At 71.5% G+C, this 20,669-nt stretch carries 19 protein-coding genes; 14 read left to right on the top strand and 5 right to left on the bottom strand.

The annotated features are described in order from the left end of the window. Positions 1-5 precede the first annotated feature (5 nt). From ptsP to AC07O4_RS06750, 7 genes are all read left to right on the top strand, one after another. On the top strand, positions 6-1,817 hold the full coding sequence (gene ptsP / locus AC07O4_RS06780; protein ID WP_492687402.1) for a phosphoenolpyruvate--protein phosphotransferase: 1,812 nt from the start codon (positions 6-8) through the stop codon (positions 1,815-1,817). A gap of 247 nt (positions 1,818-2,064) precedes the next feature. Further along, positions 2,065-2,448: a hypothetical protein gene (locus tag AC07O4_RS06775; RefSeq protein WP_062478905.1), complete on the top strand. Its 384-nt coding sequence runs from the start codon at positions 2,065-2,067 to the stop codon at positions 2,446-2,448. An 89-nt stretch (positions 2,449-2,537) separates the two neighbouring features. Further along, positions 2,538-3,002 (top strand): Spy/CpxP family protein refolding chaperone, encoded by a 465-nt coding sequence (locus AC07O4_RS06770; RefSeq protein ID WP_369630460.1) that lies wholly within the window; start codon positions 2,538-2,540, stop codon positions 3,000-3,002. After that, positions 2,995-3,486, top strand: a complete 492-nt coding sequence (locus AC07O4_RS06765; protein ID WP_495304087.1) for a DUF4260 domain-containing protein — start codon at positions 2,995-2,997, stop codon at positions 3,484-3,486. The genes AC07O4_RS06770 and AC07O4_RS06765 overlap by 8 nt, the downstream gene beginning before the upstream one ends. A 26-nt stretch (positions 3,487-3,512) precedes the next feature. Next, the gene (locus tag AC07O4_RS06760) at positions 3,513-3,872 is read left to right on the top strand and encodes a hypothetical protein (RefSeq protein WP_492699673.1); all 360 of its coding nucleotides are present in this window, start codon (positions 3,513-3,515) and stop codon (positions 3,870-3,872) included. A 50-nt stretch (positions 3,873-3,922) separates the two neighbouring features. Then, positions 3,923-4,621 carry a response regulator transcription factor gene (locus AC07O4_RS06755; RefSeq protein ID WP_495304086.1) on the top strand — a complete coding sequence of 233 codons (699 nt, stop codon included), beginning with the start codon at positions 3,923-3,925 and terminating at the stop codon, positions 4,619-4,621. Next, a complete protein-coding gene (locus AC07O4_RS06750; RefSeq protein ID WP_495304085.1) occupies positions 4,618-6,018 on the top strand; it encodes a sensor histidine kinase in 1,401 nt (466 codons plus the stop codon). The genes AC07O4_RS06755 and AC07O4_RS06750 overlap by 4 nt, the downstream gene beginning before the upstream one ends. On the opposite strand, the gene AC07O4_RS06745 is transcribed toward AC07O4_RS06750, so the two are convergent. Genes AC07O4_RS06745 through AC07O4_RS06735 form a run of 3 tightly spaced genes read right to left on the bottom strand, consistent with a single transcriptional unit; the run spans position 5,999 to position 10,541 of the window. Then, positions 5,999-7,366, bottom strand: a complete 1,368-nt coding sequence (locus AC07O4_RS06745) for an efflux transporter outer membrane subunit (RefSeq protein ID WP_495304084.1) — start codon at positions 7,364-7,366, stop codon at positions 5,999-6,001. The two genes, AC07O4_RS06750 and AC07O4_RS06745, sit on opposite strands and share 20 nt — an antisense overlap. 8 nt (positions 7,367-7,374) lie before the next feature. Beyond that, entirely contained in the window at positions 7,375-9,351 is a 1,977-nt protein-coding gene (locus AC07O4_RS06740; protein WP_495304082.1) for a MacB family efflux pump subunit, read from the bottom strand. Continuing rightward, positions 9,348-10,541 carry an efflux RND transporter periplasmic adaptor subunit gene (locus tag AC07O4_RS06735; RefSeq protein WP_487847409.1) on the bottom strand — a complete coding sequence of 398 codons (1,194 nt, stop codon included), beginning with the start codon at positions 10,539-10,541 and terminating at the stop codon, positions 9,348-9,350. The genes AC07O4_RS06740 and AC07O4_RS06735 overlap by 4 nt, the downstream gene beginning before the upstream one ends. A gap of 179 nt (positions 10,542-10,720) precedes the next feature. Between AC07O4_RS06735 and AC07O4_RS06730 the strand changes: the two genes are divergently transcribed. The 7 genes from AC07O4_RS06730 (at position 10,721) to AC07O4_RS06700 (ending at position 19,371) form a co-directional block, all read left to right on the top strand. After that, positions 10,721-11,260 carry a sigma-70 family RNA polymerase sigma factor gene (locus AC07O4_RS06730; RefSeq protein WP_174250314.1) on the top strand — a complete coding sequence of 180 codons (540 nt, stop codon included), beginning with the start codon at positions 10,721-10,723 and terminating at the stop codon, positions 11,258-11,260. Further along, positions 11,253-12,191: a FecR family protein gene (locus tag AC07O4_RS06725; RefSeq protein ID WP_495304081.1), complete on the top strand. Its 939-nt coding sequence runs from the start codon at positions 11,253-11,255 to the stop codon at positions 12,189-12,191. Before AC07O4_RS06730 ends, AC07O4_RS06725 begins: the two co-directional genes overlap by 8 nt. An 87-nt stretch (positions 12,192-12,278) precedes the next feature. Beyond that, positions 12,279-14,777 (top strand): TonB-dependent siderophore receptor, encoded by a 2,499-nt coding sequence (locus AC07O4_RS06720; RefSeq protein WP_495304080.1) that lies wholly within the window; start codon positions 12,279-12,281, stop codon positions 14,775-14,777. 171 nt (positions 14,778-14,948) lie between these two features. Continuing rightward, on the top strand, positions 14,949-17,123 hold the full coding sequence (locus AC07O4_RS06715) for a TonB-dependent siderophore receptor (protein ID WP_495304079.1): 2,175 nt from the start codon (positions 14,949-14,951) through the stop codon (positions 17,121-17,123). 53 nt (positions 17,124-17,176) lie between these two features. Then, positions 17,177-17,815 carry a DUF4198 domain-containing protein gene (locus tag AC07O4_RS06710; RefSeq protein WP_492732573.1) on the top strand — a complete coding sequence of 213 codons (639 nt, stop codon included), beginning with the start codon at positions 17,177-17,179 and terminating at the stop codon, positions 17,813-17,815. 31 nt (positions 17,816-17,846) lie between these two features. Then, complete coding sequence (locus AC07O4_RS06705; RefSeq protein ID WP_492683073.1) at positions 17,847-18,209, top strand: DUF3325 domain-containing protein; 363 nt, start codon at positions 17,847-17,849, stop codon at positions 18,207-18,209. Between the two features lie 118 nt (positions 18,210-18,327). Continuing rightward, positions 18,328-19,371 (top strand): NADP-dependent oxidoreductase, encoded by a 1,044-nt coding sequence (locus AC07O4_RS06700; protein WP_307696685.1) that lies wholly within the window; start codon positions 18,328-18,330, stop codon positions 19,369-19,371. A 28-nt stretch (positions 19,372-19,399) separates the two neighbouring features. On the opposite strand, the gene AC07O4_RS06695 is transcribed toward AC07O4_RS06700, so the two are convergent. After that, entirely contained in the window at positions 19,400-19,726 is a 327-nt protein-coding gene (locus AC07O4_RS06695) for a hypothetical protein (protein ID WP_062482731.1), read from the bottom strand. A 79-nt stretch (positions 19,727-19,805) separates the two neighbouring features. Next, positions 19,806-20,657 (bottom strand): DMT family transporter, encoded by an 852-nt coding sequence (locus AC07O4_RS06690; protein ID WP_495304078.1) that lies wholly within the window; start codon positions 20,655-20,657, stop codon positions 19,806-19,808. Between the last annotated feature and the right edge of the window lie 12 nt (positions 20,658-20,669).

The raw sequence follows: 20,669 nt of genomic DNA, 5'->3' as shown, positions 1-20,669 counted from the left end.
CGCGCATGACCTTCGCAGTCCACGGTCTCCCGGTCGCCCGTGGCATTGCCATCGGCCGCGCGGTGCTGGTGGTGTCCAGCCGCATCGACGTGGCGCACTACTTCATCAAGCCCGAAGAGATCGAGACCGAGATCGACCGTGTGCGCACCGCGCGCAACGCGGTGGCCGACGAGCTCACCAAGCTGCAGGCCAGCGTGGCGCAGATGGGCCCGAACGACGCGCCGCACGAACTCGCGGCGTTGCTCGAGGTGCACCAGATGCTGCTGCAGGACGACGTGCTCAGCGGCGGGGTGAAGCACTGGATCAGCGAGCGGCTGTACAACGCCGAATGGGCGCTGACCACGCAGCTCGAGATCATCGCGCGCCAGTTCGACGAGATGGAGGACCCGTACCTGCGCGAGCGCAAGGCCGACCTCGAACAGGTGGTCGAGCGCATGCTGCATCGCATGAAGGGCACGGCCGCCGTGCTCGCGCCGAGCCCGCCGCGACGCAAGCGCGCCGCCGCCCATCACGACCACGACGACGAAGACGACGACCCCACCGCGGGCGACGGCTTCGACGTGCCGCTGGTGCTCATCGCGCACGACCTCTCGCCGGCCGACATGCTGCAGTTCAAGAAGAGCGTGTTCGCGGGCTTCGTGACCGACGTGGGCGGGCGCACCTCGCACACCGCCATCGTCGCGCGCAGCATGGACATCCCGGCCATCGTCGGCGCGCGCTCCGCGAGCCAGCTGGTGCGCCAGGACGACTGGGTCATCATCGACGGCGAAGCCGGCGTGATGATCGTCGACCCGTCGCCGATCATCCTGGCCGAGTACGGCTTCAAGCAGCGCCAGGGCGACCTCGAGCGCGGGCGGCTCGCGCGGCTGCGCCACAAGCCCGCCGTCACGCTCGACGGCCAGCGCGTCGACCTGCTGGCCAACATCGAGATGCCCGAGGACACGGCCGGCGCCGTCAAGGCCGGCGCCGTGGGCGTGGGCCTCTTTCGCAGCGAATTCCTCTTCATGGGCCGCGAGAACTCGGCGCGCCAGACGCGCCTGCCCGACGAGGAAGAGCAGTACCAGGCCTACAAGCGCGCGGTCGAGGGCATGCAGGGCATGCCCGTCACCATCCGCACCATCGACGTGGGCGCCGACAAGCCGCTGGACGGCAAGTCGGGCAGCAAGCAGGAACACCTGAACCCCGCGCTCGGCCTGCGCGCCATCCGCTGGAGCCTGGCCGATCCGGCGATGTTCCTCACGCAGCTGCGCGCCATCCTGCGCGCGGCGGCGCACGGCGAGATCCACCTGCTCATTCCGATGCTCGCGCACGCCAGCGAGATCCGCCAGACGCTGTCGCTGATCGACTTCGCGCGCGCCGAACTCGACAACCGCGGCGCGGTGTACGGCCCGGTCAAGCTCGGCGCCATGATCGAGATCCCGGCCGCCGCGCTCACGCTCAAGACCTTCCTGAAGCACTTCGACTTCCTGTCGATCGGCACCAACGACCTGATCCAGTACACGCTGGCCATCGACCGCGCCGACGAGGCCGTCGCCCACCTGTACGACCCCGCGCACCCCGCGGTGCTCAAGCTCGTGGCCGACACCATCACCGAGTGCCGCCGCCAGGGCAAGGGCGTGTCGGTGTGCGGCGAGATGGCGGGCGATGTCGCCTTCACGCGCCTGCTGCTGGGCCTGGGCCTGCGCAGCTTCTCGATGCACCCCTCGCGCATCCTCGCCGTGAAGCAGGAAGTGCTGCGCGCCGACACCGGCAAGCTCGAACCCTGGGCGCAGGGCGTGCTCGACGCGGACGATCCCGCGGCCGCACTCGCGGGCTGAGCCCGTAACCCCGCCCTTCGCGGTGGGACGCAAGCACCAGGAACACCACGGAACCGGCTTTGCCGGGCCGTCGGTGTTGCCCCCGGTAGGGGGTTGGCGAAGCGACACGAAGTGCGCGCAGCCTGGGGCCGAGCCAATCCTGGTGAAACAAACCGAAATACGGCGATACGGGGGTGAAAGGACTCTCGGGGCATCGACGCGCACCATCAGGTCTCCTCTTCCAACCCCTGAAAGAAAGGCCTGCATCATGATCGTCAAGTCGTCCTTCTCCCTCGCGCAGCTCGTTGCTGTCGGTTCCTTCGCCATGCTCGCCGCCGCCGGCGCCAAGGCTGAAAGCTACGAGGGCGTGCACGCGCCCGTGTCGGCCATGAGCCGCGCCGATGTCAACGCCGAAGCCGTGCGTGCCGCCGCCGCCCCCGACCAGAACGTCGTGCGCGGTTCGCGCGGCCCCGAGACCGTGGCCGTGTCGACCGACCGCGCCCGCGTCATTGCCGAAGCCGTGCGCACCGCCGCCGCCCCCGACCAGAACGTGACCTCCGGCTCGCGCGTGAACAGCAAGGTCATCTCGACGATGCAGAACCCCGTCGACGCGCGTGCCGCCGCCGCGCGCGACAGCGGCAACCGCCTCTGAGCCGACGATGCGGCGCCCCGGGCGGCGCCGCCGTCGCCACGTTCATCACTGAAGCAGCCCCGCGCAGGGGCGCATGAAGGAGCACCCCCATGAAGCACTGGATCAAACGAACCCTGTTCGGATTCGCCGGCCTGGCCGTCGTCGCCGGCAGCATCGCCGGCTGTGCCGGCCATCGCCACGGCTGGGGCGGCGACAGCGCCGAGTTCCGCGCCAAGATGGTCGAGCGCGTCGGCAGCAAGCTCGAGCTCGACGCCGCGCAGAAGCAGAAGCTCACCGTGCTGGCCGAGAAGCTGCAGGCACAGCGCCAGGCGATGCGCGGTGCGGGCGGCTCGGGCGATCCGCGCTCGCAGTTCAAGGCGCTGTTCGCGGGCAACACGCTCGACCAGGCCGGCGCCGCGCGCCTGGTCGAAGAGAAGACCGCCGTGGTGCGCACCGGCAGCCCCGAGGTGATCGCCGCCGCGGCCGACTTCTTCGACCACCTGAATCCCGCCCAGCAACAGAAGGTGCGTGACTTCATGGAGCGCGGCGGCCGCCGCTGGTCCCGCCATGGCTGAAATGGGCTCGCCCCCGGGCTGGGCGCGCTTCGTGTCGCTGCATCGACCCGCACTGCAGGAGCCGCAGCAGCGCGTGGGTTTCGCGGTGTCCCGCGACCCCGCCGTGCCGGCCATGGACGGCGTGCGCACCGTGCTGCGTTTCGAGGGCGCGGTGGTGCTCGCTGTTGCGCTGGTCGGCTATGCCCAGTTCGGCATGGGCTGGGGCGTGTTCGCGCTCTGGCTGTTCGCGCCCGACCTTTCGCTGCTCGGCTACCTCGCGGGGCCGCGTGTCGGCGCGGCGCTGTACAACGCCGCGCATGCGCTGATCGGGCCGGTGCTGCTGCTGGCGCTGGGCGTGTTCGCGGCGCAGCCGTGGGCGGTGGCCGGCGGCCTGGTCTGGCTGGCCCGCGTCGGGCTCGACCATGCGCTGGGCTTCGGCCTGAAGTACGCGACCGGTTTTGCGTCCACCCACCTCGGCCGCATCGGCCGCGCCGATCCGTGGTGAGTGCCGTGGCCCGTTCGCGTCCTTCGATGCGCCCCGCGCTCGCGCGCACCGTGATGCTGGGCGAGGCGTTCACGCTCGCCGCCGCGTCGGCGGTGCACGGTGGCTGGCTCGGGGCCGGCCACGCGCATCCGCAGGCGCGCACCGCCGAGGCCGTGATCGCCACCGTGCTGGTGCTCGCGGCGCTCGAAACCTGGCGCCGCCCCGCGCATGCCCGCACGGCGGCGATCGCCGGACAGGGCTTTGCCCTGCTGGGCACGCTGGTCGGCCTGGGCACCATCGTCGCGGGCATCGGCCCGCGCACGGTGCCCGACGTGGTCTACCACGTGCTTTTGCTCGCCGGCCTCACCGCCGGCCTGGTCTGGACGGTGCGATGCCGGCCGGATTGATTGCAAGCCTTGCCATTCGCGCTCTCTTTGCCAGGAGGCACAATCCCGCCATGCCGCGCATCCTGCTGATCGACGACGACGAACACCTCGCCGCGCCGCTGACCACCTACTTCGCACGTTTCGGCTGCACGCTCGACAGCGCCAAGCGCCCGAGCGAAGGCATCGCCAAGCTGCGTGCGGGGCACTACGACGCGGCCATCCTCGACGTCATGCTGCCCGAGATGGACGGCTTTGAACTGTGCCGCGAGATCCGCAAGGAAAGCGACATCCCCATCGTGATGCTCACCGCGCGCGGCGAGGTCATGGACCGCGTGGTCGGCCTCGAACTTGGCGCCGACGACTACGTGCCCAAGCCCTTCGAGCCGCGCGAACTGGTGGCGCGCGTGCAGACCATCCTGCGCCGCCAGCGCAGCGCGCCGGCGGCCGCCGCTACCAACGCGCAATTGCGCGTGTTCGACGGCCTCTCGATCGACCTCGACCGGCGCCAGGTGCTGCGCCACGGCGAGCGCGTGGAGCTCACCGGCACCGAGTTCGACCTGCTCGCGCTGCTGGCCGGCGAGCCCGGCAAGGTGTTCAGCCGCGACGACATCCTGAACCGGCTGCGCGGCCACGAGGCCGAGCTCTTCACGCGCGCGGTCGACATCGTGGTGAGCCGGCTGCGCAAGAAGCTCGAGCCGCTCGACTGCATCAAGACGCTGCGCAACGCCGGCTACGCGCTGGCCGTGGCGCCGGGCGAGCCTTCTTCATGAGATTTCCCCGCAGGCGCGCAGGCGCCGTGCCCGCCGACAACGAAGGCCTGTGCCCCGGCAAGGAGCGCCGCCGGCACTGGCATGCGCGCATGCACGCGCACATGCAGCAGCGCTGGCGCAGCTCGGTACGCGTGCGGATCGTGATGATGTTCGTGGTGCTCGCGCTCGTGATGGCGGCGGTGTTCGTGGGCGGCATGAAGCGGTCGTTCTCCAGCACCTGGGCCGAGGCCGCGCAGCCGATGCTGATGGACTACGCCGACCGCCTCGTTGCCGAACTCGGCACGCCGCCCGACACGGTGCGCGCGCAGGCGCTGGTCGACCGGCTCCCGATCACGATCCGCATCACCGGGCCCAGCGTGAACTGGGAGTCGAACCCCGGCAACGACATGCACGCGCGCGGCGGCTGGTTCTACGACCGCGACCGCGAGGAGTCGATGTTCTCCACCGAGCGCTGGTTCGTGCGCCCCACGGCCGACGGGCACAAGGTCATCTTCGGTTGGGCGCCCCGGCTGTGGCAGCTCGCGCCGCGCGCGGCGGGCTGGACCACGCTGTGCGTGCTGCTGCTGCTCGTGGTGGTGGCCTACGCACTGGTGAGCCGGCTGCTGCGTCCGCTCATCGACATCCGCGAGGGCGCGCAGCGCTTCGGCCGCGGCGAGTTCGCGCAACCCATTCCGATCCGCCGCAACGACGACCTGGGCGACCTCGCGCAGCGCGTCAACACCATGGCCAGCGACATCCAGGCCATGCTCGATGCCAAGCGCGGCCTGCTGCTGGCGCTGAGCCACGAGCTGCGCTCGCCGCTCACGCGGGCCCGGCTCAACGCCGAGCTGCTGCCCGCCACGCCCGAAGGCGAGGCCGAGCGCGAGGCACTGCTGCGCGACCTCAACGAGATGCGCGACCTGATCAGCGACCTGCTCGAAAGCGAACGCCTCGCGAGCCCGCATGCCGCGTTGCAGCGCGAGCCGGTCGACCTGGCTGCGCTGGTGCGCGAGATCGTGGCCGAGATGCCCGGCGCCCAAGCGGTGCAACTCGACCTGGCTGAGGGCTTGCCGCCGCAGGCCGTGGACCGCATGCGCGTGCGCCTGATGGTGCGCAACTTGCTGGACAACGCGCTGCGCTACAGCGCCGGCGCACCGCAGCCACCGACCGTGAGCTTGCGCGCGCCGGCCGACGGCGGTGCCGAACTCGAGGTGCGCGACTTCGGTCCCGGCGTGGACGACGCGCAGCTCGAACGCCTGACCGAGCCCTTCTATCGCACCGACGGCGCGCGGGCGCGCGCCACCGGTGGTGTCGGCCTGGGCATGTACCTGTGCCGGCTCATCGCCGAAGCCCACGGTGGTCGGCTCACGGTGCGCAACGCGCACCCCGGCCTGCAGATCAGCGTGCGTTTCGGCTGAGGCGCGTGGTCGCTTCGGCAGACCAGCCGCCGCCGAGCGCTTGGTACAGCGCCACGCTGGCCTGCAACCGCGCCTGCAGCAACTGCGCGCGTGCATCCTGCGCGGCGAACAGCGTGCGCTGCGCATCGAGCAGCGTGAGCAGCGTCTCGGCACCCGCGCGGTAGCGCGACTCGGCGAGCGTGCGCGCGCGCTCGGCCTGTGCCAGTTCCTCGTCCTGTGCGGCGCGCTGCGTGTCGAGCGCGGCCACGGCGTCGAGCGCGGTCAGCGCGTCGGTGAAGGCGGCCACGGTGGCGGCGCGGTAGGTCGCGAGCAGCTCTTCGCGCCGTGCGGTCGACAGGTCGCGCGCCGCCGCGCGCCGGCCGCCGTCGAAGACCGGCGCCGCGAGCGCAGCGGCCAGGCTGTACACCGGGTGGTCGAACAGCGTGCCGAAGCGCGGGCCCGCGGCCGCGAGGCCGGCACTCAGCGTGAGTGTCGGGAACATCGCCGCGCGCGCCGCCGCCACGTCCGCGTCGGCCGCGGCCAGCGCGGCTTCGGCGCGTGCGATGTCGGGCCGGCGCGCGAGCAGGTCGGCCGGCAAGCCCGCATCGACCGCGGGCAGCGCGAGCTGCTGCAGGCTGGTGGCTGTGATCCGCACCTCGCTGCCGGCCTGGCCGAGCCAGCGCGCCATGCGGATGTCCGCCGCGCGCGACTGCTGGTGCAGCGTGGCGGCCGTGCGCCGCTGCGACGCGACGATGCCGCGCTGCTGCGCAAGCTCGAGCGGCGAGGCCGCGCCCGCGCGCGCACGGGCCTCGACCAGCTGCAGCAGCCGTTCGGCGTCGTCCAGGCTGCGCCGCGCGATGGCCGTGCGCTCGCGCAGGCCCAGCGCGTCGAGCCACGCCGCACCCGCGCCCGCGCGCAGCGCGAGCCGCACCGCATCGCGGTCGAAGGCACTGGCGCGTCGCGAGGCGCCGGCGCTGTCGCGCTGTGCGCGCAGGCGGCCCCACAGGTCGACCTCGTAGCGCGCATCGAGCCCGAGCGCGCGCCGGTTGCCGCTCACGTTCGCATCGCCGCCGAGCCGGCCCTGGCGCTGCACATCGGCGGTGGCTGAAAGTTCAGGCCAGGCCGAGGCGCCGGTGATGCGCTCCTGCGCCTCGGCCTGGCGCAGACGCGCTTCGGCAGCGTCGCCGTCGGGGTTGCCGGCATCGACCGCGGCGACGAAGGCCGGCAGCTCGGTGCTGCCGAAACCGCCCCACCACGGGTCTGCGACGGGGGTGGCGGTGGCAGGCGCATCGGCCGATGGCGTCGCGCAGCCCGCGAGCAGCAGCGCCGCCAGGGCCAGCGTGGCGGGAGAGAAGAAAAGGCGCGTCATGGCAGTCGTCATTCGGAAGACAGGGCCGCGACCGGGTCGAGCGCGGCGGCCTTGCGGGCCGGCATGAAGCCGAACACCAGGCCGGTGAGCACGGCGCAGCCGAAGGCGCCCGCGATGGCCGTGAGGGAAAAGATCACCGGCACGCTCCACACGATGAGCGCGGCGCCCACGAGCAGACCGCCCACCACGCCCGCGACGCCGCCGGTCACGGTGACCAGCACCGCCTCGACGAGGAACTGCCGCAGGATGTCGCGCTGCCGTGCGCCGGTGGCCATGCGGATGCCGATCTCGCGCGTGCGCTCGCGCACGGTCATGAGCATCACGTTCATCACGCCGATGCCGCCGACCACCAGCGACACCGCCGCGATCAGCCCGAGCATCACGGTCATGGTGCGCTGGGTCTGCGCGCGCGCCTTGATCGACTCGGTCTGGTTGAACACCTGCACGTCGCGCACATGGCGCTGCGCGGCCAGCACCTCGACGATCTCGGCCGCCGTCTCCGAGGCTTTGTCGACGTCGTGCACGGCCACGGCCACCCAGGTCGGGTGGTTGCTGCCGTACAGCCGCGCGGCGGCGGTGGAGAAGGGCACGATCACGCGCTCGTCCTCGCTGGCCTGGCCGCCGCCCGCGCCCTTGGCGGCGAGCACGCCCAGCACGTCGAAGGGCACGTTGTCCAGCAGGATGCGCTGGCCCACGGGGTCGGTGCCGTCGGCGAACAGCGCGGCCTGCACGCGCTCGCCGATCACCGCGACCTTGGCCAGGCTCTGCTCGTCGCTCTCGTCGAAGAAGATGCCGCGCGCGGTCGGCCACTTCAGCGCCTGCTCGAAGTCGGTGGTGGCGCCGCCGCCCTCGGTGCGGTGGTCCACGTTGCCGCGCCGCGCGACCACGAAGCCCTCGATGTAGGGCATGGCCACGCGCACGTTGGGCAGCTGGCGAATGGTGTCGACATCGGCCAGCGTGAGCTTGCCGCCGCGCCCGCGCGCGCTGTCGGGAATGGCGGCCACGTACATCTTGTCGGCGCCGAACAGCGAGATCTGCTTCATCACCGCCTCCTGCGAGCCGGTGCCGACCGCGAGCATCACGATGACCGAGGCCACGCCGATCACGATGCCCAGCAGCGTGAGGCCGGTGCGAAAGCGGTGGATCCACATCACGCGCCAGGCCGCGCGCAGCGCCTCGTGCAGCTCGGAGAGCAGGGCGCGCGGCGTGTCGGCGGCGTCGGCTGTGTGCGTGGGCGAGGGCAGCGGAAGTGGCTCTGGTGGCGCTTCGACGGGCGCGCGTCCGCTGTCCGACACGATGCAGCCGTCGCGGATCTCGATCACGCGGCGCGCGCGCTGCGCCACCTCGCGGTCGTGCGTGATGAGGATCACGGTGTGGCCGGCGGCGGCCATCTCGTCGAGCAGCGCCATCACCTCTTCGCCGCTGCGCGAGTCGAGCGCGCCGGTGGGCTCGTCGGCCAGCACGATGCGCCCGCCGTTCATGAGCGCACGCGCGATCGACACGCGCTGCTGCTGGCCGCCCGACAGCTGGTGCGGCCGGTGGCCCAGCCGATCGCCCAGGCCCAGGCGAGTGAGCAGCCCGCGTGCACGCGACGCGCGCTCGGCGGGCGCCGCGCCGGCGTAGATGGCGGGCATCTCGACGTTCTCCTGCGCCGACTCAGTGGAGATCAGGTGGTAGCCCTGGAACACGAAGCCGAAGGCCTCGCGCCGCAGCCGCGCGAGTGCGTCGGCGTCCATGCCGGCCACGTCCTGGCCGGCGAACAGGTAGCGCCCCTGCGTCGGCCGGTCGAGGCAGCCGAGCAGGTTCATCAGCGTCGACTTGCCCGAGCCCGAACTGCCGACGATGGCGACGAACTCGCCCGCGTGCAGCTCGAGCGTGATGCCGCGCAGCACCTCGACGGCCGGCGCGCCGTCGTGGCCGCCGTAGGACTTGCGCAGGTCGTGCAGCGCGATCAGCGGGGGCGTCTTCGTCTCCGCTGCACTCACAGCTGGAACTTCCGCGTGCCGCCGCCGGCCGCGCGTTCGCCGGTGATCAGGCGCTCGCCCTCGGCCAGGCCTTCGAGCACCTCGCCCGAGAGCCGGTCGCGCACGCCGATGCGCACCTCGCGCGGCGCGGGCTGGCCGTCGGGGCCGAGCACGCGCGCGGTGAAACGCCCGGCCTGGCCCTTCACGGCCGTGAGCGCGGGCAGCGGTGCCACCACCACGTTGCGCGCCGAGGCGGCGACGAAGCTCACCTGCGCGGTCATCTGCGGCATGAGCTCGCCGTCGGCGTTGTCCACGTCGAACAGCACCGTGTAGAGCACGACCTTGCTGGCGGCCGGGGCCTGCGGCGCGTCGCCGCCGCCCTTGCCTGCGGCCACGGGCGGCGAGGGCAGCACCTGGCGCACGGTGCCTTCCCAGCGGCGGCGGTCGGCGCCGAGCGTGGTGAAGTACACGGCCATGTCGCGCTTCACGCGGCGCACGTCGGCTTCCGAGACCTCGGTCCACACCGTCATGCTCGACAGGTCGGCCACGCGCAGGATGTCGGGCGTCTGGTAGGTGGCGTTGAGCGTCTGGCCCTCGCGCGCCTGCACCGAGACCACGCTGCCGGCCATCGGCGCGTAGATGCGCGTGTAGCCCAGGCGGGCCTCGTCGGCCTTGAGCGTGGCCTGGGTCTGGGCGATCTGGGCTTCGAGGTGCGCGATCTTCGCGGCGGCGGAAGCCAGCGTGGCTTCGGCGGTCTGCACGTCTTCGGCGCGCGTGGCGCCCTCGGCGGCCATCTGCTGCTGGCGTGCGAACTGCTGGCGCGCCAGCCGGTGCTGCGCGTGCTGGTCGGCCAGTTGCGCGCGCAGCCCCGCGAGCGAGGCGCGGCCGGCGTCCACCGTGGCCTGCTGCACGCTGGGGTCGATCTCCACCATCAGCTGGCCCTTCTTCACCGGGTCGCCGGGCTGCACGTGCAGCCGCAGGATCTGGCCCGACACCTGCGCGCCCACGTCCACATAACGGCGCGGCTGCAGCGTGCCGATGGCGGTCACGCTGCTTTCGATGTCGCCGCGGCGCAGCACGGCGGTGTCCCAGCCGGGGTCGCGCGGACTCGCCCCCACATAGGCCACCGCGGCGGCGGCCAGGGCCAGGGCCGCGAAGGCGGCGATGCGCAGGCGCCGGCCGGCGCGCGAACGGGAAGCGGGCGCCGTCACCGGGCGTCCCTGCAGAAGAAAGCGAGGGTCATGCAGCTAAGACGTGCGAGGCGCCGAAACGGGTAGCCCGCGCGGTGCCTCATGCGGAATGAGACGTTTCGGGGGACAGGACAAACTTTACAAATCTATAATGAGAATAACTCTCAATTGCGTCGCTGCCCGCGATGCCCCTTCACACCATGTCCCATCCGGAAGTCCGGCAGCTGTACGTCGACCACCAGGGCTGGCTGCGCAGCTGGTTGCTGGGCCGCCTGCGCTGCGGCTTCACCGCGGCCGACCTCACGCACGACACCTTTCTCAACCTCATCGAGCTGCCCCAGCAGCCGGTGCTGCGCCAGCCGCGCGCGTTCCTGCAGGTGGTGGCGAGTCGTTTGATGATCAACCGCTTTCGCCGCATGCAGGTCGAGGCCGAGGTGCTGCGCACCGTCGCGCTGATGGCCGAGGACGCCTGCGCGCCGAGCGCCGAGGACAAGGCCTGCGCGCGCGAGCTGCTGGGCCAGGTGCTCGCGCTGCTGGCGACCGAGCTCGACGTGAAGAGCCGCACCGCCTTCCTGATGGCGCGCGTCGAAGGCCGCTCGTACCGCGAGATCGCGGCCGAACTGGGCGTGTCCGAGACGCGCGTGAAGCAGTACCTCGCGAAGGTGCTGGCGCATTGCCACGGCCGCATGGCGGCGGCCGTGCCCGAAGCGGAAAGCGCCGACGCCCCGGCCCATGCCTGACGCGGCCGCCGAGCGCCTGCGCGAAGAGGCGGCGCTGTGGGCCGTGACCCTCGCCGACGACAGCGTGGACGACGCCACGCGCGCCGCCTGCGCCGCGTGGTGCGCGCTCGACGAGCGCCATGCGCGGCTCCTGGCCGAGATGCGCCGCATGTGGGAGTCGGTCACACCCGACACCCCCGCGCCGCAGCCCACACGCCGCGGCCTGTCGCGCCAGGCGCTGGGCGCGCTCGTGCTGCTGCCCTGCCTGCTCGTGGCGGGCGCCGCGATGCCGTGGCAGGCCTGGCTGGCGGATGAACGCACCGGCACCGGCGAGGTCCGCCACCTCACGCTCGAGGACGGCAGCCGCGTCGCGCTGAACAGCGACTCGGCCATCGACATCGATTTCTCCGGCAGCGTGCGCCGCGTGCAGCTGCTGCGCGGCGAGGTCTTCGTCGAGGTCGCGCACGGCGACAAGCCTTTCGCCGTGGTCGATCGCGACGGCAGCGCGCAGGCGCTGGGCACGCGCTACGCCGTGCGCCGCGAGGCCGACGACACGCTCGTCACCGTCACCGAATCGCGCGTGCGCGTGCAGCCGCTGGACGGCGGCGACGACCGCTGGGTCGACGTGCAGGCGGGGCAGCAGGTGCGCTTCGACCGCCGCGGCGTCACCACCGACACCGTGCCCGCCGCGCCCGGCGGCCTGGCTTGGCCGCAGGGCCGGCTGGTGTTCGACGACGCACCGGTGGCCGAGGTGCTGCGCCAGCTCGGGCGGCACCGGCCCGGCCTGCTGCTGGCCGACGACGAGGCCCTGGGCGCGCTGCGCTTCACCGGCGTGCTGCCGATCCAGCAGAGCGACGCCGCGCTCGCGCTGCTTGCCAGCGCACTGCCGAGCTTGCGCGTGTCGACGCTGTCGCCGTGGCTGGTGCGGGTGACGACCACGGCGCCGCCGTGACCGGGCGGTCGAACTTTTTTCCGCGCGCGCCGCTACCCGATTCCCGTGCCCGCTTGTCATAGGTGGTGAAAAGAGATTCACCACACCATGACAGGACCCGCAGCAGACCCGACCGAGACCGCGCACGCCGGCGCGCAGCGCTGGCATCGCCTGCGCCGTGCCTTCGCGCTCGCGAGCCTGGTGCTGCTTGCCATACCGGCTGCCGCGCAAGCGCCCACCGCCGATGCGGCCTTCGAGTGGCACCAGCCCGCGCAGCCACTGAGCAGCGCGCTGACCGCGCTCGCCGTGCGCACGGGGCTTCTGCTCGGCGTCGATGCCGAGGTGGTGCGCGGCAAGCGCGCGCCTGCGCTGCAGGGCCGCTACACGGCGCGCGAGGCGCTGCTGCAGCTGCTCGAAGGCAGCGGCCTCGAAGCGGTGCGCGGCGCTTCGGGCGGCTACGCGCTGCGCGTCGCGGCGCAGCGCCCGCCGGGTCCGAAGCCGCAGGCCGAAGCGCCCGCTGCCGGCGGTGCGCTCACCGAGGTCACGGTCACCGGCGGGCGCGACACCGGCACCGTCACCGAAGGCACCGGCTCCTACACCACCGACGGCGCAATCGGCACCGCGACGCGGCTCGAACTCAGCCTGCGCGAGACACCGCAGTCGGTCAGCGTGCTCACGCGCGACCGCATCGACGACCAGGGCCTGGGCCAGATCAGCGACGTGCTGCGCCAGGCGCCCGGCCTGAGCTTCGTGCAGAGCGGCAACGCCGGCACCGACGCCAACGCCGTCTATGCGCGCGGCTTCGAGGTCGAGAACTACCAGGTCGACGGCATCCCGCAGGCCGGCACCTGGCTGCTGCAGACGGGTGACCTGGCCTTCTACGACCGCGTCGAGGTGGTGCGCGGCGCCACCGGTCTGCTCAACGGCGTGGGCACGCCGGCGGCCACCGTCAACCTCGTGCGCAAGCGCCCGGGCAACGCGCTGCAGGCCAGCGCCTCGTTCAGCGCAGGCACCTGGAATCGGCAGCGCGCCGAGCTCGACATCGGCGGGCCCGTCACCGCCGACGGCCGCGTGCGCGCGCGCGTGGTCGCGGCCGTGCAGGACGGCGACTCGTGGATCGAGCGCCATCACGAAAAGAAGCGTCTGTTCTACGGCATCGTCGAAGCCGACCTCGCGCGCAGCACGCGCCTGAGCGCCGGCTTCGAGCTGCAGCGGCACGACAACGACGGCGTGGCGCGCGCCGGCCTGCCGCTGTTTTTCAGCGACGGCAGCGAGGCCAGCTACGGCCGCTCGCGCAGCGCCGCCGCGCGCTGGGCCCATTCGTACCAGGACCAGCGCCAGTATTTCGCCGCGCTCGACCACCGCTTCGACAACGGCTGGGCCGTGCACGCCGCCTTCAACCGCTCGCGCCGCGCCTACGACGACGTCATCGGCTACGCGCTGCGCGGCTACATGGACCGCGCGACCGGTGCGGGGCTCGGCCTGTGGACCAACCGCTGGAACGCGGTGCCGGTGCAGAACGCATTCGACCTGTACGCGAGCGGCCCCTTCGAACTCTTCGGCCGGCGCCACGAGCTGGTGCTGGGCTACAACGCCTCGCGCACGCACAGCGACGCGCCGTTGTACGCGGGCTGGAACGTGGCGGGCTTCGATCCGTGGATCGCGAACTTCAACAGCTGGAACGGCGACCTGCCCGCCCAGCCGCACCAGCCCGTGACCGGCCGCCAGGAAACCGCCACGCGCCAGTCGGGCGCCTATGCCACGGTGCGGCTGCGGCCCACCGACGCGCTCTCGGTGATCGTCGGCGCGCGCGCGAGCGACTGGAAAGACGTGACGCGCACCGTCCCCCTGCAGCGCGCCGCCACCCTCACCACGCGCAGCGAGAAGGGCGTCGTCACGCCGTACGCGGGCGTGGTCTTCGACCTCGACAAGCACTGGTCGGCCTACGCCAGCTACACCAGCATCTTCAAGCCGCAGGCCGGCAAGGACCGCAGCGGCACCTACCTCGACCCGCTCGAGGGGCACGCCTACGAAGCGGGCGTGAAGGGCGCGTTCCACAACGACCGCCTCAACCTCAGCGCCGCCGTGTTCCAGGTGAAGCAGGACAACCTCGCCGTGCGCCTGGACAACGAATTCGCGCCCGACGGCTCGGCCGCGTACCGCGCCGCCAAGGGCACGACCACGCGCGGCTACGAGTTCGAAGTGGCCGGCGAGCTGCTGCCCGGCTGGCAGGTCGGCGGCGGCTTTGCGCACAGCGTGGCCCGCGACGCGGCCGGCCGGCGCCTGAACACGCAGGTGCCGAAGAACCTGCTGAAGCTCTTCACCAGCTACCGCATCGCCAGCATCGGCAACGGCCTCACGGTGGGCGGCGGCCTGAACTGGCAGAGCGACACCTACAGCACGGGCCTGGGCCCCTCGGGCCATGCGCGCTTCACGCAGCAGGCCTACACCACGCTCGACCTCATGGCGCGCTACCCGATCAACAAGCACCTCGCCGTGTCGGTGGCGCTGAACAACGTCTTCGACACGCGCTACCGCACCAGCACCAGCAGCAGCTTCTACGGCGCCCCGCGCCACCTGCTCGTGACCTTGCGCGGCACCTACTGACGCACCGCGTTTTTTCTCCGCAGCCAGGTCGCTGCCGGTCCCTTCGCGGCCGGGTGCGTCGCTAGCCATCTCTTGCCAACGGGCGTTGCCGACCTCCCGGGTCGGGTCGCCCCCTTTCTTCATGCCATGAACCAGCATTCGTTTTCACGCGCCCGCTTCCGGCGGTCTCCCGTGGCCCTCGTCGCCCTGCTCCTGTGCGGCGCAGCCGGCGCGCAACAACAGCCCGCCGCCAGCGGCGCGGCGCTGTCCGAGGTCACCGTCTCGGGCGACCGCAGCGGCCGCACCGAGGGCAGCCGCTCCTACACCGCCGAGCAGGCCTCCACTGCGACGCGCATGGACCTGTCGATCCGCGAGACGCCGCAGTCGGTGACCGTGATCACGCGCGAGCGCATGGATGACCTGGGCAGCGCCCGCATCGACGACGTGCTGGGCCAGACCACCGGCATCATGGTCGGGCAGGCCGACAGCGAGCGCGTGAACTACTCGGCGCGCGGCTTCTCGATCAACAACTTCCAGATCGACGGCATGCCGCGCGGCCCGAATGCGCCGCTGTCGGACACCGTGCTGTACGACCGCATCGAGGTCATCCGCGGCGCCACCGGCCTCATGGGCGGCACGGGCGACCCGTCGGCCACCATCAACTCGGTGCGCAAGCGCCCCACGCGCGAGTTCCAGGGCAGCGCCTCGCTCAGCTACGGGCGCTGGAACCACAAGCGCGCCGAGGTCGACCTGTCGGTGCCGCTCACCGCCGACGGCCGCATCCGCGCGCGCACCGCGCTGGCCTGGCAGGACCGCGACTCGTACATGGACCTGTACCACGAGCGAAAAACCGTGGGCATGGTGATCGTCGAGGCCGACCTCACGCGCTCCACCTTGCTCACCGCCGGCATCGACTTCCAGGACAACAAGCCCACGGGCGCGACCTGGGGCGCCATTCCGTACTGGAACCACGACGGCACGCTCGCCAACCTGCCGCGCAATACCAGCCTGAGCGCGCCGTGGAGCACCTGGGCCAACAAGCAGCACACGGCCTTCGTCTCGCTGCAGCACCGCTTCGACAACGACTGGAAGGTGCACCTGGGCTATGCGCGCACCACCAGCACCAACAACACCACCGTGGCCAACGGCGGCGCGGGCTACCCCAACCGCTTCACCGGCCAGGGCATGAAGCTGTGGAGCGGCGTGTGGGGCGAGGGTGAGTACGTCAACGACAACTTCGACCTGTACGCCACCGGCCCCTTCAGCCTGTTCGGGCGGCGCCACACCTTCATCGCCGGATGGAACGGCGGCAACCAGACCTACACCTCGCAGGGCGGCACGCCGGTGATCCCGTACCCCGAGGCCATTCCCGACTACCGCACGTGGACCGGCAACATCCCGCGCCCGATCTTCCTGGCCGACGGCTCGAAGACCGTGGGCTTCACGCAGCTCAACGGCGGCTACGTGGCGGGCCGCTTCAGCCTCACCGACCCGCTGAGCGTGATCGTCGGCGCGCGCGTGAGCAACTACCGCAGCTACACCCACGCCTACAACACGGCGCAGCAGTACACGCGCACCACGGGCAAGTCGGAGTCGAAGGACGAGGTCACGCCGTATGTCGGCGTGGTCTACGACCTGGACAAACGCCACTCGCTGTATGCGAGCTACACCACGCTGTTCCGTCCGCAGACCTCGAAGGACCGCAACGACCAGTACCTCACGCCCGAGACCGGCACCAGCGCCGAGCTGGGCCTGAAGGGCGAGTACTTCGGCGGCGCGCTCAATGCGTCGGCCGCCGTGTTCCAGGTCAAGAAGAAGAACCTGGCCGAGCTCGACCGCAGCGTGCCCGCGGGCTTTCGGCTGCCCGATGGCGGCCAGGCCTACGTGGCCAGCGGCGACGGCGTGACGGCGCGCGGCCTGGAGTTCGACGTGTCGGGCCAGATCACGCCCGACTGGAACGTGGCCGCCGGCTACACGTACCTCGATGCCAAGACCGCCAAGGGCGCGCGTGCCGTGCCCAACCAGCCCAAGCACCTGCTGCGCCTGTCGACCGCCTACCGCTTCAGTGGCGCCTGGCGTGGCCTGAAGGTCGGCGGCGACATGACGGCGCAAAGCGGCATCTACGGCGAGTCGTGGTATGGGCAGCCGCCGCTGTTCAGCATGAAGGACCCGCTGCCGCGCATCTCGCAGAAGGCGTACGCGGTGTTCAGCCTCATGGCCAGCTACGAGATCAACAAGAACGTCACGGCGCAGCTGAACATCCGCAACGTCTTCGACAAGAAGTACTACCGCAACGTGGGCTTCTACGACAGCGTGTTCTGGGGCGAGCCGCGCAACGTGAGCCTGACCCTGCGCGCCAAGTTCTGAACAAGCGACCTTCCAATCCGTCTCAATCCTCAACCAACCCTGGAGCATCGACCATGAAGAAACCCCTGTTCTCCCTTGCCACCCTCGCGGCGGCTGCGTTCGTTTTCTCGGGCGCCGCGCACGCCCACTTCGTCTGGCTCGAACCCGCCGCGGGCGGCGAGGCCAAGGCCTACTTCGGCGAATGGGCCGACGACCTGCGCGAGACCGAGGCCGGCCACCTGAAGCTGGTCAGCGCGCCGCGCGGCATCGCCGCCGACGGCAAGCAGACGCCGGCCACGCGCCATGCCGACCACTTCGTGGTCAAGGCCGACGCCAGCGGCGACGCGCGCCTCGTGGGTGCCTACGTCAGCGACAAGGGCGTGGCGAGCCTGTACCAGGCGCGCACCGGCCGCACCGAAACCGTCGCGCGCCACACGCTCGAGCTCGTGCCGCAGGCCGCCCACAGCAACAGCTTCACGCTGCTGCTGGCGGGCAAGCCGCTGCCCAAGGCCGAGGTGGTCGTGTTCGGCCCGCCCAAGTGGGAGAAGAAGTTCACCACCGACGACGCCGGCAAGGTCACGCTGCAGACGCCCTGGCCCGGCCAGTACGTGGTCGAGGTGAACCACACCGACAAGGACGGCAAGGGCAGCTGGGACGGCAAGCCCTACACGCAGACGCGCCACGTCGCCACGCTGAGCTTCGTCGTCCGGTGAGGGCGGGGCTTCCGGCGCGGGGGTGCTGCCGATGAGCACCTTCGCGCTGGTGTGCGCCCTGTTCGCGTCGGCGCTCGGCGGCTTCGTCACGCTGAGCCTGGCGATGGACCGGCACTACGAAGACGCCCACGGGCGCGGCCGCACGCCGGGCCCGTCACGGCCCTGGCAGCAGCTGGGCGGGGCGGCGCTGCTTCTCCTCTCGCTGGTCGCAGCACTCCGGCTGCGCGGGCTGGCCATGGGCTGGGTGCTGTGGCTGGGCGCGCTCACGGCCGCCGCGCTCGTGGTGGTCGGCCTCGTGAGCTACCGGCCCGGCTGGGCGCGGCGCGTCGGCGCCGTGGCCTCGGTGCTGGGCGTCGCCACGGCGGCGGCGTACGGGCTGCTCCTGCTTCCATAGCAGGGCGCCCGGAGGGGGCGCGCGGGCTGTCGCCTGCGCTACGCGCGGGGTCTTGGCCCGCGACTACGATGCGGCTGCGTCGCCGATGCCCGGCACATTCACCCATCAAGGAGACACCATGAGCAGCGCCCTCACCAACCACCAGGTCCGTCTTGCCAAGCGCCCCGAGGGCACGGCCACGCGCGAGCACTGGCGCTTCAGCACCGAGCCCGTGGCCCAGCCCGACGAGGGCGGCGTGCTGGTCAAGACACTGTCGCTGTCGCTCGACCCCGCCATGCGCGGCTGGCTCAACGACGCCAAGAGCTACATCCCGCCCGTGGCCATCGACGAGGTGATGCGCGCCGGCGGCATCGGCCGCGTGGTGGCCTCGAAGAACCCGCAGTTCGCCGTGGGCGACACCGTGTACGGCACGCTCGGCGTGCAGGAATACATGCTGATCCCGCAGGACCAGATCAAGCGCAACGGCCTCGTGAAGGTCGACCTGCGCGTGGGCACCATCACCCAGTGGCTCAATGTGCTGGGCATGCCCGGCATGACCGGCTACTTCGGCCTGATGGACGTGGGCATGCCCCAGGCCGGCGAAACCGTCGTCGTCTCGGGTGCGGCCGGCGCCGTGGGCCAGACCGTGGGCCAGCTGGCCAAGATCAAGGGCTGCCGCGTGGTCGGCATCGCCGGCGGCGCCGCCAAGTGCGACTGGGTGGTGAAAGAGCTGGGCTTCGACGCCTGCATCGACTACAAGGCCGGCGCGGGCGCGGTGCGCGAGGGCCTGAAGACCCACTGCCCGAAGGGCGTGGACATCTACTTCGACAACGTCGGCGGCGAGATTCTGGACGCGGTGCTGGCACGCCTGGCGCGCAAGGCCCGCGTGATCATCTGCGGCGCCATCAGCCAGTACAACAACGCCAACAGCATGCCGGCCGCCGGCCCCAAGAACTACCTGAGCCTGCTGGTGAACCGCGCGCGCATGGAAGGCATCGTGGTGTTCGACTATGCCGACCGTTACCCCATTGCCATCGCCGAGATGGCCGGCTACCTGAAGGACGGCCGCATGAAGAGCAAGGAAGACGTCGTGAAGGGCCTCGACACCTTCCCCGAGTCGCTGAACAAGCTGTTCGCGGGGGAGAACTTCGGCAAGCTGGTGCTGCAGGTCGCCGAGGAATAACCAAAGGGGCGCCGCGGCGCCCCGAACCTCAATCGTCGGTGGGCCGCATCGGAATGTCGCCCATCGCATCGTCCTCTCGCAGGCCGCGCGCGGCCTTCAGCAGTTCGATCGAGAGGCCGTCGCCGTGGCCTGCGAAGCCCTGGGCGATGCCTTCGAGCACGGTCGACAGGTTGGTGTCGCCGTCGGTGCGGGCGTCCATGCTGATGTTCAGGACCCGCGCCGCCATCTGCCGGTAGGTGACGGCGCCCGCGCCCTCCAGCGCGGCCACCAGGTCGAGGTACAGCGCCAGGTTCATGTCGAACACCAGCTTGGGCGTGATCTCGAAATCCTCGGTCTTGTTGTTCTTCTGATCCATGGGGGTGACTCCTTTTTCCTGAGCCTCCACTCTAGCCACAAAAAACGACAAGCTCTGTCGGGCATCGCCCTGATTTGTCTCATTTCGCACGCGTGCCTATCACCGCGGCCGAGATGATCAGCGCCGCCGCCAGCGCGATGCTGGCCGTGAGCGCCCGGCCGGTCACGGCCAGCAGCAGCGCGGTGGAGGCCAGCGGCGTGAGGTAGCTCAGGATGCCGATCTGCCGCGCGTCGCCGCGCTTGAGCGCCATGTCCCACACGAAGAAGGCCGCGCCCAGCGGGCCCAGGCCGCACAGCGCGACCAGCAGCCCGTCTTTCGCCGACAGCGCCACCGACGGCTCCAGCAGCGCATGGCAGGCCAGCGAGAGCGCGCCCGACACCAGCCCGAACAGGCCGATGGCCGAGGTCGGGAAGGGCGTGACACGCTGCGTCCACAGCGAATAGCTGGCCCAGATGAAGGCCGAGCCGGCCGCGGGCAGGAAGCCCCAGTACGTGGCGGGCGCGCCGGGAAGCGCCGCGCCGCCGCCGCGCGCACCGAGGATCGCGATGGCCGCGCCCGCGAAGCCCAGCAGCGCCGCCACCACATGCAGCGGGCGCAGCGACACGCCCGGCAGCAACACCGGCGCCAGCACCACCATGAGCAGCGGCCAGAGGTAGTTCACGAGGTTGGCCTCGACCGGCGGCGCATGCCGCAGCGCGATGAACAGCAGGAAGTGAAAGCCGAAGAGCCCGTACACCCCGAGCGCCAGCGTGCGCGGCGGCACGCGCCAGGCGCGGCGGTCGCGCAGCACCAGCGGCCAGCTCGGCACGCTGCCGACGATCAGCGCCAGCCCGGTCAGCAGGAAGGGCGGCAGGTGCGACAGCGCGGTGCCGAAGGTGGCGAGCGTGGCCCACAGCGCGATGGCGAGCAGGGCGTAGAAGGTGGCGGGCATGGACGCCGAGGC

The organism is Variovorax sp. GW821-FHT09D04 (genome assembly GCF_059416405.1).
This window is presented reverse-complemented; position numbering and strand designations above follow the sequence as displayed.